We start from the raw sequence: 13,607 nt of genomic DNA on the forward strand, positions 1-13,607 counted from the left end.
ATGCCGCAATTGATCCTTGCGTCGGCTTCGCCGCGCCGACGCGAGCTTCTCGCGCAGTTGGGCTACGCGCCCGAACTCCGGCCCACAAGCATCGACGAGTCCCGGAGGGACGGCGAGCCCCCCGTGCAGTTCGTTCGCCGTCTGGCGCGGGAAAAGGCCCGCGCTGCCCTGCACAGTGGTGAAACCGCCCTGGTCTTAGGGGCCGATACCCTGGTCTGCCTGGGGGATCGGGTGTTCGGCAAGCCCACTGATGCCGCCGAGGCGCGAGAAATCTACGCCGCCCTCGCAGGGCGCTGGCATCGGGTTCTTACCGCCGTCGCCATCACCGACGGTCAGCGTGTATGGCAGACCTTATCGCGCAATGGCGTCTTTCTACGCAGAATTTCCGCCGCTGAGGCAGACAGCTACTGGGCCAGTGGCGAACCACAGGACAAAGCCGGAGCCTACGCCATCCAGGGTCTGGGGGCGGTCTTCGTGCGCAGTCTGCGCGGTTCTTATTCCGGCGTGATGGGCCTGCCCTTGGCGGAAACCGCGGCCTTGCTCAGCCAGCTCGGCCTTCCTCCGCCCCCATTTGCAGGTACGGCATGAGTGAAGAACTACTGATCAATGTCACCCCGCAGGAAATCCGCGTTGCCCTAGTCGACAATGGTGTACTGCAGGAGCTGCAGGTAGAACGTAGCAGCCATCGGGGGTTGGTTGGCAACATCTACAAGGGCATCGTGCGCCGCGTGCTGCCGGGCATGCAGGCGGCATTCATCGATGTCGGACTGGAACGCACGGCCTTCCTGCATGCCGCCGACATTCAGGGGGCGGAAAACGAGGAGGCGCTGCAGCAGGAGGGGGAGACCGATATCGAAACCCGCAGTGTCAATCTCCACGACTTGCGCAGCGTATCCACCCTGTTGCACGAGGGGCAGGAAATCCTCGTCCAAGTAATCAAGGATCCTCTGGGCAGCAAAGGTGCGCGTCTATCGACCCGCATTACCCTGCCTGGGCGCTATCTGGTGTACATGCCTTACTCGCCGCGCATTGGCGTCTCCAGCCGCATCGAGTCACCGGAAGAGCGGAGTCGTCTCAAGGATTTACTAAAGTCCCTGCTGCCGGAAGAAGAGGCCGGAGGTTTTATCATCCGCACCCTCGCCGAAGGGGTGGGCGCCGAAGATTTCGAAACCGATCTCAAATTCTTGCAGCGTCTCTGGCAAAACGTCCGGGAGGATCTCGCTCAGAGTCGGGCGCCGCAGCTCATCCACGCGGACCTCAACCTCGCCCTGCGCGTCATGCGCGATGTCATGTCCGACAACATCCAACGGGTGCGCATCGACAGCCGCGAGGCCTATGAGGCGGCGCGGCAATTCTGCCGCGAAGTCATCCCCGAGGTTACCGATCGTATCGAGCATTACGCCGGCGAGCGACCGATCTTCGATCTTTACAATGTCGAGGACGAAATCGACCGCGCCCTGGAAAGTCGGGTCACCCTCAAATCCGGCGCCTACCTGATCATCGATCAGACCGAGGCGCTGACCACGGTAGACGTCAATACTGGGGCCTTCGTCGGTCGGCGCAACCAGGAAGAAACCATTCTCAAGACCAATCTCGAGGCCGCCGCGGCCATCGCCCGCCAACTGCGGCTGCGGAATATCGGTGGCATGGTGATCATCGATTTCATCGATATGGACAACGAGGAGCACAAGCGCCGCGTCCACCGCACCCTGGAAAGGGCCCTGCAAAGTGATCGCACGCGCTGCACCATTACCCAGATTTCCGCCCTTGGACTGGTGGAGATGACCCGCAAACGCACCCGGGAAAGCCTGCGGCAGATCCTCTGCGAGCCTTGTCCCTACTGCCAGGGACGCGGTTTCCTGAAGACCGCAGAGACCCTGTGTTACGAAATTCTGCGCGAGATCGTGCGCGAGACCCGCGCCTATCCCACCGAGCGCTTCATCGTCCTGGCCTCACCGCAGGTGGTCGACAAATTGCTGGACGAAGAAAGCACCAGCCTCGCCGCGCTGGAGGAATTCATCGGGCGACCGATCAAGGTGCAGGCCGAGAGCACCTACACCCAGGAACAATACGACATCGTTTTTCTTTAGTTGCCGACTTGCAGACGGTAGCGCAAGCGCAGCGCCAGTTTTTCTCCCAGCACCGCCGCTACACCCATGGGGCTCGCGAAAGGGCCGTGCTGGGCACGATATTGGAGCAGGGCTTCGGCGCGCTTCTTGCCCACACCTTTGAGGCAACGGAAGCCATTGAAATCTGCCGTGTTGATGTTGATCTGCTGCGGACAGTCGAGCTTGTCCCGCGCCTCGGCAGAGCCGAGGAAGCATAGGCTCAAGACCAGAAAGACGATGCGCGAGCGCATGCCGAGCTCAGAGGGCGGCGCGGATCCTGGCTCCCAGCTCGGCGCGCTCTGTTGCGCTGCTTTCGCGCGCCAGGGCAAAGTTGAGATCGCTGATGGCGGTCATCGGGATCAGGTGCACGTGGGTATGCGGCACCTCCAGGCCAGCCACCATCACTCCCACGCGCAGACAGCCGGTGACCCGTTCGAGAGCGGGCACGATGCGCTTGGCGAAGGGCAGGAGACCGGCCAAGGTCTCGTCGTCCAGGGTAAAGATATAGTCGTGCTCGATCTTGGGGATCACCAGGGTGTGGCCGGGGCGGATCGGACGAATATCGAGAAAGGCCAAATACTGGTCGTCTTCCAGAATCTTTTCGGCGGGAATCTCGCCGCGGATGATCTTGCTGAACAGGGTGGTCATGCAGGGCTCCTATAGTTGCTGCAGCGCCTTGCGCGCGGCGCTGATGGTGCTGTCGATGATAGGGTCGTCGTGGGCAGACGAAAGAAAGCCGGCTTCGTACGCGCTGGGAGCGAGATAGACGCCTTCGGCGAGGAGAAAGTGGAAAAAACGCCCATAGCGTTCCCGGTCGGCGGCCATGACATCCTGGAAGGTCTGCACGGGTCCTTCCGTGAAGAACAGACCCAGCATACCTGGCACCTGGGTGATGAAGAGGGGGATTTCCGCCTCCGCCGCCACGCGTGCCAGACCGCTGCAGAGCTTTTCCGTCTGCGTCGCCAGACGATGGTGGAAACCCGGCTCCTGCAGCAGTTGCAAGGTACGCAGCCCGGCCGCCATCGCCAGCGGATTGCCGGCCAGGGTACCGGCTTGATAGACCGGGCCATTGGGCGCCAGGGTTTCCATGATCTTGCGACTGCCGCCAACGGCGCCTACCGGCAAGCCACCGCCGATGATCTTGCCGAGGGTGGTGATGTCCGGGCGAATACCGTACAGCTCCTGGGCGCCGCCAGGGGCGACGCGAAAGCCGGTCATCACCTCATCCAGTATCAGTAGACTGCCATGGGTATCGCAGAGACTGCGCAGGCCCTCCAGGAATCCCGGCAGCGGTGGAACACAGCCCATGTTACCGGCAATCGGCTCGACGATGATCGTTGCAATCTGATCTCCCTGCTCCCTCATCACCGCCGCGACAGCATCGAGATCGTTGTAGGGCAGGACCAGAGTCTCGCGGCTCAACTCTACCGGGACCCCGGCGCTGGAGGGTTGCCCCAGGGTGAGGGCGCCGGATCCCGCCTTCACCAGCAGACTGTCGCTGTGACCGTGGTAATTGCCCTCGAACTTGATGATGCGTTCCCGTCCGCTGTACCCGCGGGCCAGGCGAATGGCGGTCATCACCGCCTCGGTGCCACTGCAGGTCATGCGCAGCATCTCGATATTGGGCATCAGGGCGCAGACGGTTTCCGCCAGTTCCAGCTCGATCGCCGTAGGGGCCCCAAAACTCAGACCCTTTTGCATTTCCGCTGCCACCGCAGCAAGGATTTCCGGATGTGCATGACCATGGATCATCGGTCCCCAGGAACCGACATAATCGATGTAGCGATGTCCCTCGACATCCCAGAGGTAGGGCCCTTCGGCCCGAGCGATGAAGAGGGGATCGCCGCCCACGCCACGAAAGGCGCGCACAGGCGAATTGACACCACCGGGAATGCGGCGTTGCGAAGCAGAAAACAGCTCGGCGTTACTGGTCATGATGTCTCTCCTCGCGGTGCCAGAGAAAAGGGGCCTGCAAACACTGGACCGCAGCAGCAACGTCGGCTGCCCCAAAGAGGGCAGAGATGACGGCGGCGGCATCAGCACCGGCGGCAGCAACCTCTGCCATAGTATCCTGCGTGATGCCGCCAATGGCTACCAGGGGCAAGCCGAGTGGCCTCGCGGCCCGAAATAGAGAAAGATCAGCGTGGCGCGCCTTGGGCTTGGTCGGGGAAGGGTAGACTGCGCCGAAGGCGAGATAGTCGGCGCCGGTGGCAGCGAGCCGGCGGGCGCGCTCGAGATCGTTGTAACAAGACACGCCAATGAGCACCTTTGGCCCCAGAAAGGCGCGCAAGTCATCAATCCCCGGGTCCTCCTCCCCCACATGGATCGCGGTCGCCCCGACGCGGCGCGTGAGCCGGGGATCGTCGTTGATGACCAGCAGCGCATCATAGGCCCGACAGAGCGCCAGCAGGGCGGCGGCCTCCTGTATCCGCCGCGCATCCTCCAGTGTCTTGTCCCGATACTGCAGCAAACGCAGGCCGGCGCGCAGCGCGATCTCGGTCGTTTCCAATAGCGCCTCGCCCTGCAGACGGCCATCGGTAATGCCATAGAGGCCGCGTATCCGCTCCCGCGTCATGGTCGCGCTGCCCAGCGGTCGGGGAAGAATTGGCCGTGCCCTGCCCGATAGGCCTTCGCGACCGCCGCATGGGTAAAGGCAAGGCTGACGGCCACGGCGTCGGGCACCGACTGGCCGCACGCAAGACCCGCCGCGATCCCGGTAGAGAGGGTGCAACCTGTGCCATGATAGCTGCCCGGCAGTCGCGGCTGCGGGTAGCAGGCGGCGAGCTTGCCGCGCAGATACAGGCGATTGTCGAGCTGCGCGGCGGCGCCGTGGCCATCGCTGATCAGGAGCCAGTCGCCCGGCCAGTCGCGCGCGGCCCTGTCCGCCGTGTCCGCTCCTGTCAACTGCAGTGCCTCGGGAAGGTTGGGGGTGGCAATCCGCGCCAGGGGCAGGAGTTCTTCGCGCAGGAAGTCCCGCAAGGCAGCATCGGCGAGCTCCTGGCCGCCACCGGCACGCCAGATCGGATCGATCACCAGGGGCAGATCGCTCCGAACGAGAAGAACATCGCGCAGCATTTCCGCCATGGGTAGTGAGCCAATCAGGCCGATCTTGACCGCGGCAACGGAAAAATCTGCCAGCAGGGTCTCCACTTGGGCACGCGTGTCGCTGGCATCCAGGGTCTGCACCCGCAGCACCCCGCGCGAGTCCTGTACCGTCCAGGCGGTCAGGGCGGTACAGACATGCACGCCCATGGCGGCGCCCGTCAGTAGGTCTGCCTGCAGCCCCGCCCCCGAACTCGGGTCAGCGCCAGCAATACTGAGGACTACGGGACGAGAGAGAGGGGCTGGACAGGGCATGGGTCTCGGCAAGATATTTGCTTGCTATCTTCGGCGAAAAGCAAAAACGGGAGGGTTTCACTATGCGGCAATTGCCGGAACTGAGTATAGCAGAAAAACTGGTCCATACCGGCTTCATTTTCCTGGTCGGTTTGGGACTACTGGTGGCGGAGGCATACGTCTATGTCACCGTGGGTGGCAAGCAGGGGCTGACCGTACAGGCGGTAACGCAACACTATTACGGCAATCGAAGCTCTTCTACCATACAGTCGGTTTTACCGCGGATGATGAGCTTTGCCGGGATGCCGGCCAGCGAACAGCCAAAGATGACCGAGGCAGTCAATCACTGGATTGCCCATGGGGAGAGCCAGCAGGAGTACGAAAGCAGCATAAAACCGCTGATCGCCGGCAACTGCCTGAAATGCCACAGCGTTGCCATGAGCAAGGTGCTGCACAATCCGCCTCTGGCGACCTATGACGACGTGAAGAAAGTGGCACAGGTCGATACAGGCATGAGCATCAATACCATGCTGCTCAATGGCATGATCCACCTCACCATGCTCGGGGTGATCTTCTGGATTGCCGGCTGGATCTTCAGCAAGGCCCGTTTTCCGGCAGCACCGAAGTATGTGCTGATCATCCTGCCTTTCATTGCCATGACGGTCGATTTCGCCGGCTGGTTTCTCACCCATCAGAATCCCGCCTTCGTCTGGCTGGTATTGATTGGTGGTGCGCTCTCCTGCCCGATCGCGCTGCTGGAGATGTTTCTGAGCCTGATCCAACTCTGGTTGCTCAAGCCCAGACTTGCCGCCTGACGCGCGACGTATCCGTCTTGCCACGCCCTCCTCGCTGAGGGCGTTTTCTTGTGGATAACTTTGTGGACAAAATCTGTATGACAAGGCTGTCAATGATGGTTTTTTGACCGAACCTTTCAGGATTACGGATTATTTCATAAACTGAACTATATAAAACAATAAGATATGAAACATCTCGCAGAACTGTCTCAAAGAACGTCATGCAAGCCAGTCATTCTTTCTTTGTGGAAAACGAATCCGAGCGGCGTGGCTTGGATGCCAGGCGCTGCGGCCACAGCCGCTCGTAAAGGAAGCTCGGCATGATCCGTAACGCCAGACTCAGGCAAGCCATCTGCCAAGGCATCACGACCAAACGCCGGCGCCGGTCGATGCTGCGCCGCATCTTTCGTGCAGCGCGTTGAACATCCATGAGCCAGGGCATGGGATAGGGATTGTCGGCGGTCATTGGGGTGTCAATGAAGCCCGGCGCAATGCAAGTGACCGAAATCCGCCGCGCGCGCAAATCCAGGCGCAGGCTCTCCAGATAGACCGCCACTGCGGCCTTGGACGCCGCATAGGCCGCCGCCCCGGGCAGACCGCGAAACCCTGCCACGCTGCCGATACCCACGACCTGCGCCTGCGCGGGCAGATACGGCAAAAAAGCGGCGATACTGTAGTGCATCCCGAGGAGGTTGGTGCCAATGACATCGGCAAATATGGCGCAATCTTCCGCCAGCTCACACGAGCTCCCCACACTGATGCCGGCATTGGCGATCAGCAGCGCGATGGGTCCGTGCCGTTTGGCAAAATCCGCGGCAATTCGCGCCAGGGCCTCAGGGTCGCGCACGTCGACCGTCGCCAGCTCCACATCAGCCCCCTGCTGGCGCAACTCGGACGCCACCTGCGCCAGCGATGCCTGGCGTCGCCCCAGAAGCAGAAACGACTGACCTGGCCGCGCGTAGCAGCGCGCCAGCGCGGCGCCGATACCGCTACCGGCGCCGGTGATGACAATGGCGCCTGCGGGTCGCCGGGACGCAGAAAAAGGGTTCATGAAACAATCTCCTAAGCGCTGTCTCCCGGCGCTTCACTGGCAGCCAAGAGGGCCATGACGTATACTCCGGCGCATGCAATGGCGGCTAGCCTAGCGCGCCGAACACTGCATGAAAATGGATTCTGTACCTGCGACAAGGACCCCATGAGTAAGGAAACCGCAAGCCAGGATGGTGTAGCACTATGGAGCGCCCTCAGCGTCCGCATGGAAATGTTGCTGTCCCCCCAGCAGTACAACACTTGGCTGCGGCCTTTGCAGGCCGAATTGCACGCCGAAGAACTGTTGCTTCTGGCGCCCAACAGCTTTGTCCGTGATCGCGTGCAGAATCATTACCGCGAACTGCTGGAAAAAGAGCTGAATGAAATCCTCCCAGGTCTGTGCCTGCGCGTCGCCCTGCATCAGTCGCCTGCGCCCATAAGCGAAGAAAAGCCGGCATCCGCGCCGGAGCGTCGCGCACACGGTCATCATCTCAACAGCGGTTTCACCTTTCAGGCCTACGTCGAAGGGAAATCGAACCAGCTCGCGGTGGCGGCAGCGCGCCAGGTGGCTGAACATCCGGGAAAATCCTACAATCCGCTGTACATCTATGGTGGTGTCGGTCTTGGCAAAACCCACCTGATGCATGCCGTCGGCAACGAGATCCTGCGCAACAATCCGCAAGCCAAGATCCTCTATATCAGCTCTGAAGGCTTCATCATGGACATGGTGCGCGCCCTGCAGCACAACAGCACCGCCGAATTCAAGCAGCGCTACCGCAAGCTCGACGCCCTGCTCATTGACGACATCCAGTTCTTCGCCAACAAGGACCGTACCCAGGAAGAATTCTTCCACACCTTCAATGCCCTCTTCGACAGTGGCCACCAGATCATCATCACCTGCGATCGCTATCCCAAAGAAGTCGAGGGTCTGGAAGAGCGTCTGCAATCACGCTTCGGTTGGGGCTTGACGGTGGCTATCGAACCCCACGATCTGGAAACCCGCATGGCCATCGTCTTGTGCAAGGCCGAGGAGGCCGGAATCGAATTGCCCCAGGAAGTTGCCTTTTTCATTGCCGAGAAGATTCGCTCGCATGTACGCGAGCTGGAGGGTGCGCTGCGCCGCGTCATCGCTCACGTCAATTTCACCCGCAAGCCCTACAGTGTGGAGACGGCCAAGGCGGCGCTGCGCGATCTCATCGACGTGCAAAAGCGCATGATCAGCCTCGACAACATCCAGAAGGTGGTCGCCGACTATTTTCACATTCGCGGCTCGGAGATGCAGTCGAAACGGCGCAGTCGCAATATCGCCCGCCCACGACAGATGGCCATGGCCCTGACCAAGGAACTCACCTCGCACAGCCTGCCGGAGATCGGCGAGGCCTTCGGTGGCCGCGACCACACCACGGTACTGCATGCCTGTCGGCAGATCGAAAAATTGCGCCAGAGCGACCCCCAGGTCGCCGAGGATTACAACAACATCCTGCGGGTACTGGGCGGATGAGAATCCGGAACAAGCTGTGGGTAACCCCCGGAACAAGACCGGTACTGGCCTGGGGACGGAATCCACGGGTAAAATCACCCCCGAACATACCGACTTGTCCACAGGCTGTCAGCCTGGCTTGCCATCCTGCAGGTAGTATACCGATCAAAGGGATAAAGCGGTTATCCACAGATAAGTTTGTCATTAATAATCACTATAAGAAAAAGAAAGAAAATTTATTATTATTCTCTTGGGAGAAGACCCGATGAAGCTTCGTGTGCAGAAAGACGAGATCCTGCCCCTCCTCGCGGCTACGGCCAACATTGCCAATCGCCGGCCGGTTCAGCCGATCCTGTCGCATCTGTTGCTGCGGAGCACGGAAAGAGGACTGCAGCTGATTGCCAGCGACGGGGAAATCCAGCTTCGGACAGAACTGGAACTGAAGGTGGAAGAAGGCGGGCAAACCGCAATTCCCGCCCGCAAATTGTATGATATCTGTCGTACCCTGGTGGATGGCAGTGAGATTTTCCTGCACAAAGACGGAGAACGCCTGACCCTGCGTTCCGGTTCCGCCCGTTTCACCCTGCCTACCCTGCCTGCGCAGGACTTCCCCATCATGGAAGAGCGCGCGGCGCGTATCTCCGGTAACTGCGATGGCGAAGATTTCCAACAAGCCCTGGCGGCAGCCGCCACAGCCATGGCACATAACGATACTCGCTACTTTCTCAACGGTGTTTTTGTTGAAATTGGCGAGCAGAAGATGCGCCTTGTTGCCACCGACGGACACCGCTTGGCGCGAGTGGAAATTCCCTTTGCCCACAGCTCCGATGCCGCGCCTTACCAAGGCATCCTGCCGCGCAAAACGGTGCTGGAACTGTTACGGATCGTCGGTAGTGGCGATGTTGCCTGGAGCTTTGATGAACAAGGTTGCCGCATGCAGCAGGAGGCACAGGAGTTCGCCAGCCGCCTGGTGGATGCCAACTATCCGGACTACCGTCGGGTCATCCCGGTTGGCCAATTCACTCAGTGCATCATCGACCGGCCAACGCTGAAAACCGCCCTGCAGCAGATCGACGTCATCGCCAGCGACAAGAACCCGGTCTGCACCTTGCAATTTCAACCCGAAAATCTTGTGCTACGCAGTCGCAATGAAGAGCAGGAGGAAGGAGAAATCAGTGTCCCGGCAGTGCTGCATGGCGAAGCCACGGAGATCGCCTTCAACACCCGCTACCTGCTGGATGCACAGAACATCTTTGCCAGCGACGAATTGCTGATCCAGGTTCGAGACAGTAGCAGCAGCGCATTGATCCGCTCTCAGGAAAGCGATAATCCCCTGTATATCGTCATGCCCATCCGCTTGTAATGCCCATCGTGGAGCTGCAGATCGAAAATTTACGCAGCATCTGCCATCTCTCGCTGCGGCCTCAGCCCGGCTGGAACTGGCTGATCGGCGCCAATGGCGTTGGGAAGAGCACGGTACTGGAAGCCCTGCATTTGCTCGCCACTGGTCAAAGCTGGCGCCGCGGACAGCGGCAGTTGATTCGTGATGGAGCGGCGCATTATCGCCTAGGTGCTCGCCTGAGTGACAGCCTCGCAGCGTTTATCGGGATGCGTTGGCAGGGGGAGGAACGGGAAATCGCCCGCGACGGTGAACGCATTCGCAGTGCCTGGGAATTGCTCGACGCCCTGCCGCTGCAGGCATGGCACGAAGGTAATGCGCACTTTGTCTCCGGTACTGCCGAAGAGCGTCGTCGCATCCTCGACTGGGGTCTGTACTATGCCGATCGCCGCTACGGCGTGTCTCTACGCGAGTATCGCCAAGCGTTGCGCCAGCGTAATGCGGCCTTGCGTCAGGGGCTTCCCCCAGAGGCATGGAATACGGCCCTGATTCGCCTCGGCAACCACATTCAGGAGCAACGTAGCAGCCACATTGCGGCTTTGCAGGCCCAATTCCAGCGCATCTGGGCCGCCAGCCCACAAGCAGATCAGCCAGTGGATTTCGTGCTGCATCCCGGATGGACTGGCGACCTCGCCGAGGCTCTGGAACGGGATCGTAGTATCGATCAGCAGTTCGCCTATACCCATAGTGGAGCGCATCGCGCCCGCCTGCAATTTCGTGTCCAGCGCCAGGTGGCGGCGGAGCAATTGTCGCGGGGTCAGTTGCGTCTGCTGGGGATTGCCTTTCGGTTGGCCCAGATTGCCGTGCAACGCGACGCCGGCGCCGCCCTGCCGGTGATTCTCATCGATGATTTTGCCGCAGAACTCGATTCCTGCGCGCGCCGCTGGTGGATGCAGGAACTCCAGGCGCTGCAGACGCAAATTTTCGCTGCCGGCACCGAGTCACCCGCCGAGCCCGGCGGCACCATTTTTCACCTGCACGCAGGTCGATTGATCGAGGAAATGCAATGACGAAAAACTACGATTCTTCCAGCATTCAGGTTCTGCGCGGGCTGGAGGCCGTGCGCAAGCGTCCGGGCATGTACATCGGTGATACCGACGATGGTAGCGGTCTGCATCACATGGTGTTTGAAGTCGTCGACAATGCCATCGATGAATCCCTGGCAGGCTATTGTGACCAGATCGTCGTCACCATCCACGAGGATGAGTCGCTGAGTGTGACCGACAACGGGCGCGGCATCCCCGTAGACATCCACGCCGAGGAAGGGCGCTCGGCCGCAGAGGTGATCATGACGGTACTGCATGCCGGCGGAAAATTCGACGACAATGCCTACAAGGTTTCCGGTGGTCTGCATGGCGTCGGTGTGTCGGTGGTCAATGCCCTGTCGAGCTGGTTGCGTCTGCGCATTCAGCGTGATGGTCATGTCTGGACCCAGGAATACCGCGATGGCGAGCCTCTGGCGCCGCTGGCGCAGGGAGAGGCTTCGCGCAAACATGGCACCGAGATCCGTTTCCTGCCTTCGCCGGAGATCTTTGCGCAAACCCGTTTTCACTTCGATATCCTCGCCAAGCGCCTGCGCGAACTGGCCTTTCTGAACTCCGGAGTGCGCATCCGTCTGGTCGACGAGCGCGGCGAAGGGCGCGAAGAAAATTTTCATTACGAGGGGGGCATCCGCGCCTTTGTCGAACATCTCAATCGCAACCGTACTGCCATCCATCCCTCCATCATCACCCTGAGCGGAGAGCGCGATGGGGTCACCGTCGAAGCGGCGCTGCAATGGAGCGACAGTTACAGCGAGACGGTGCTCTGCTTTACCAATAACATCCCGCAGGCGGATGGCGGCACCCATCTCGCCGGCCTGCGCGGTGCCCTGACCCGCACCTTGAACCAGTACATGGAGCGCGAAGGACTGCTGGCCAAGGCAAAGATTGCCGCCAGCGGGGACGACGCCCGCGAGGGTCTGACGGCGGTGCTTTCGGTCAAAGTGCCGGATCCCAAGTTTTCCTCGCAGACCAAGGACAAGCTGGTTTCCAGCGAGGTCAAACCGATTGTCGAGTCGTCGATGACCGAGGCGTTGACCATCTTCCTCGATGAGCACCCCAAGGAGGCCCAGGCCATCGCCGCCAAGATCATCGAAGCGGCGCGGGCGCGGGAAGCGGCGCGCAAGGCACGGGAACTGACCCGCCGTAAAGGCGCGTTGGATGTCGCCAATCTGCCGGGCAAACTGGCCGACTGTCAGGAAAAGGATCCAGCCAAGTGCGAGATCTATCTGGTCGAGGGTGACTCCGCTGGTGGCTCGGCCAAGCAAGGTCGTGACCGTCGTCACCAGGCCATCCTGCCCCTCAAGGGCAAGATCCTCAACGTCGAAAGGGCGCGCTTCGATCGCATGCTCTCCTCGGATGAGATCGGTACCCTGATCACCGCCCTCGGTACCGGTATCGGCAAGGAAGATTTCGACGTTGCCAAACTGCGCTATCACCGGGTCATCATCATGACTGACGCCGACGTCGATGGCAGTCACATTCGCACCCTGCTGCTCACCTTCTTTTACCGGCAAATGGCAGAGCTGGTGGAGCGCGGCCATGTCTACATTGCCCAGCCACCGCTGTACAAGGTGAAAAAGGGCCGTGACGAACGCTATATCAAGGACGATGCCGAGCTGGCCAGCTATCTGCGGGAACTGGCCATGCAGGGTGCGACCTTCCATGCCGAGGCGGGGCGCAGCGTCACGGAAGAGACCCTCGCTGCCATGATGCGCCAGTATCAGACGATCGATGCCCTGGTGACCCGACTGGAGCGTCGCTACCCGCAAGCGCTGCTTTGGGCGATGGCCAGTGTGCCTGCACCACTGGAGGACGCCAGCGACGCGCAGTGGGCAGCCTATGCCCAAGCCCTGGCAATGGAGATGGGAGAAACCGCCCTGGCGGGGGAAAACTGGCAGATCGAATGGCTGGGTAGCGCCGAGGAACCGCGCTTGCTGGTCAGTCGCAAGCTGCATGGCAGCCGTGAACAGCGCTATCTGGATCCGCAATTTTTTGCGAGCCACGATTTTCGGCAACTGCGCAAATATGCCATTGAGGTCGAAGCCGGCCTGGGGCGGGGAGCGCGCATCGAGCGTGGGGAAAAAGGCACTGGCGTGCGGCGTTTCCGGGAAGCCATGCAATGGTTGCTCGCAGACGCCCGCCGCGGTGTCGAGATTCAGCGTTACAAAGGTCTGGGAGAGATGAACCCGGAGCAGCTCTGGGAAACCACCATGAATGCCGAGAATCGGCGCCTGGTGCGGGTGGATGTGGAAGATGCCATTGCCGCCGACGAGGTCTTTTCCATGCTCATGGGGGATGCCGTCGAGCCGCGCCGACGCTTCATCGAAGAGAATGCCCGCTATGTCTCGCGACTCGACATCTAAGCACAGGGAAAGGCAAAATGTCCGGCTTCGGCCGGCGGGGAAAGCAGGGAGTACC

13 protein-coding genes are annotated in these 13,607 nt (G+C 60.8%); 7 read left to right on the forward strand and 6 right to left on the reverse strand.

Features of this window, described 5'->3' with window-relative positions; translation table 11 throughout:
* Both ORD17_RS04770 and rng read left to right on the forward strand, forming a co-directional pair.
* Window positions 1–588: a nucleoside triphosphate pyrophosphatase gene (locus tag ORD17_RS04770; RefSeq protein WP_308389734.1), complete on the forward strand. Its 588-nt coding sequence runs from the start codon at window positions 1–3 to the stop codon at window positions 586–588.
* On the forward strand, window positions 585–2,090 hold the full coding sequence (rng, locus tag ORD17_RS04775) for a ribonuclease G (protein WP_308389735.1): 1,506 nt from the start codon (window positions 585–587) through the stop codon (window positions 2,088–2,090). Before ORD17_RS04770 ends, rng begins: the two co-directional genes overlap by 4 nt.
* Here the strand turns inward: rng and ORD17_RS04780 are convergent.
* The 5 genes from ORD17_RS04780 to ORD17_RS04800 are packed head-to-tail and all read right to left on the reverse strand — an operon-like array spanning window position 2,087 to window position 5,465.
* Window positions 2,087–2,359, reverse strand: a complete 273-nt coding sequence (locus ORD17_RS04780) for a helix-hairpin-helix domain-containing protein (RefSeq protein ID WP_308389736.1) — start codon at window positions 2,357–2,359, stop codon at window positions 2,087–2,089. The genes rng and ORD17_RS04780 overlap by 4 nt on opposite strands.
* 7 nt (window positions 2,360–2,366) lie before the next feature.
* Window positions 2,367–2,756 carry an HIT family protein gene (locus ORD17_RS04785; protein ID WP_308389737.1) on the reverse strand — a complete coding sequence of 130 codons (390 nt, stop codon included), beginning with the start codon at window positions 2,754–2,756 and terminating at the stop codon, window positions 2,367–2,369.
* A 9-nt stretch (window positions 2,757–2,765) separates the two neighbouring features.
* The gene (gene hemL, locus ORD17_RS04790; RefSeq protein ID WP_308389738.1) at window positions 2,766–4,043 is read right to left on the reverse strand and encodes a glutamate-1-semialdehyde 2,1-aminomutase; all 1,278 of its coding nucleotides are present in this window, start codon (window positions 4,041–4,043) and stop codon (window positions 2,766–2,768) included.
* Window positions 4,033–4,683, reverse strand: coding sequence for a thiamine phosphate synthase (thiE, locus tag ORD17_RS04795; protein WP_308389739.1), 651 nt, complete (start codon window positions 4,681–4,683; stop codon window positions 4,033–4,035). The genes hemL and thiE overlap by 11 nt, the downstream gene beginning before the upstream one ends.
* Window positions 4,680–5,465, reverse strand: a complete 786-nt coding sequence (locus ORD17_RS04800) for a hydroxymethylpyrimidine/phosphomethylpyrimidine kinase (RefSeq protein ID WP_308389740.1) — start codon at window positions 5,463–5,465, stop codon at window positions 4,680–4,682. Before ORD17_RS04800 ends, thiE begins: the two co-directional genes overlap by 4 nt.
* A gap of 62 nt (window positions 5,466–5,527) precedes the next feature.
* Here ORD17_RS04800 and ORD17_RS04805 point away from each other — a divergent pair, with 62 nt between their 5' ends.
* The gene (locus ORD17_RS04805) at window positions 5,528–6,259 is read left to right on the forward strand and encodes a hypothetical protein (protein WP_308389741.1); all 732 of its coding nucleotides are present in this window, start codon (window positions 5,528–5,530) and stop codon (window positions 6,257–6,259) included.
* Window positions 6,260–6,470: 211 nt separating this feature from the next.
* Here the strand turns inward: ORD17_RS04805 and ORD17_RS04810 are convergent, their stop codons facing one another.
* Window positions 6,471–7,289 (reverse strand): SDR family oxidoreductase, encoded by an 819-nt coding sequence (locus tag ORD17_RS04810; RefSeq protein ID WP_308389742.1) that lies wholly within the window; start codon window positions 7,287–7,289, stop codon window positions 6,471–6,473.
* Window positions 7,290–7,433: 144 nt separating this feature from the next.
* Between ORD17_RS04810 and dnaA the strand changes: the two genes are divergently transcribed.
* The 4 genes from dnaA to gyrB all read left to right on the forward strand — a co-directional run bounded on the left by dnaA (window position 7,434) and on the right by gyrB (window position 13,552).
* The gene (dnaA, locus tag ORD17_RS04815) at window positions 7,434–8,768 is read left to right on the forward strand and encodes a chromosomal replication initiator protein DnaA (protein ID WP_308389743.1); all 1,335 of its coding nucleotides are present in this window, start codon (window positions 7,434–7,436) and stop codon (window positions 8,766–8,768) included.
* A 244-nt stretch (window positions 8,769–9,012) separates the two neighbouring features.
* Window positions 9,013–10,110, forward strand: a complete 1,098-nt coding sequence (gene dnaN, locus ORD17_RS04820) for a DNA polymerase III subunit beta (RefSeq protein ID WP_308389744.1) — start codon at window positions 9,013–9,015, stop codon at window positions 10,108–10,110.
* The gene (recF, locus tag ORD17_RS04825) at window positions 10,110–11,156 is read left to right on the forward strand and encodes a DNA replication/repair protein RecF (protein ID WP_308389745.1); all 1,047 of its coding nucleotides are present in this window, start codon (window positions 10,110–10,112) and stop codon (window positions 11,154–11,156) included. The genes dnaN and recF overlap by 1 nt, the downstream gene beginning before the upstream one ends.
* Window positions 11,153–13,552 carry a DNA topoisomerase (ATP-hydrolyzing) subunit B gene (gene gyrB / locus ORD17_RS04830; RefSeq protein WP_308389746.1) on the forward strand — a complete coding sequence of 800 codons (2,400 nt, stop codon included), beginning with the start codon at window positions 11,153–11,155 and terminating at the stop codon, window positions 13,550–13,552. The genes recF and gyrB overlap by 4 nt, the downstream gene beginning before the upstream one ends.
* The last annotated feature ends 55 nt before the right edge of the window (window positions 13,553–13,607 follow it).

The sequence above is a fragment of the Acidithiobacillus sp. AMEEHan genome, from assembly GCF_030996345.1.
Classification (GTDB): Bacteria; Pseudomonadota; Gammaproteobacteria; order Acidithiobacillales; family Acidithiobacillaceae; genus Igneacidithiobacillus.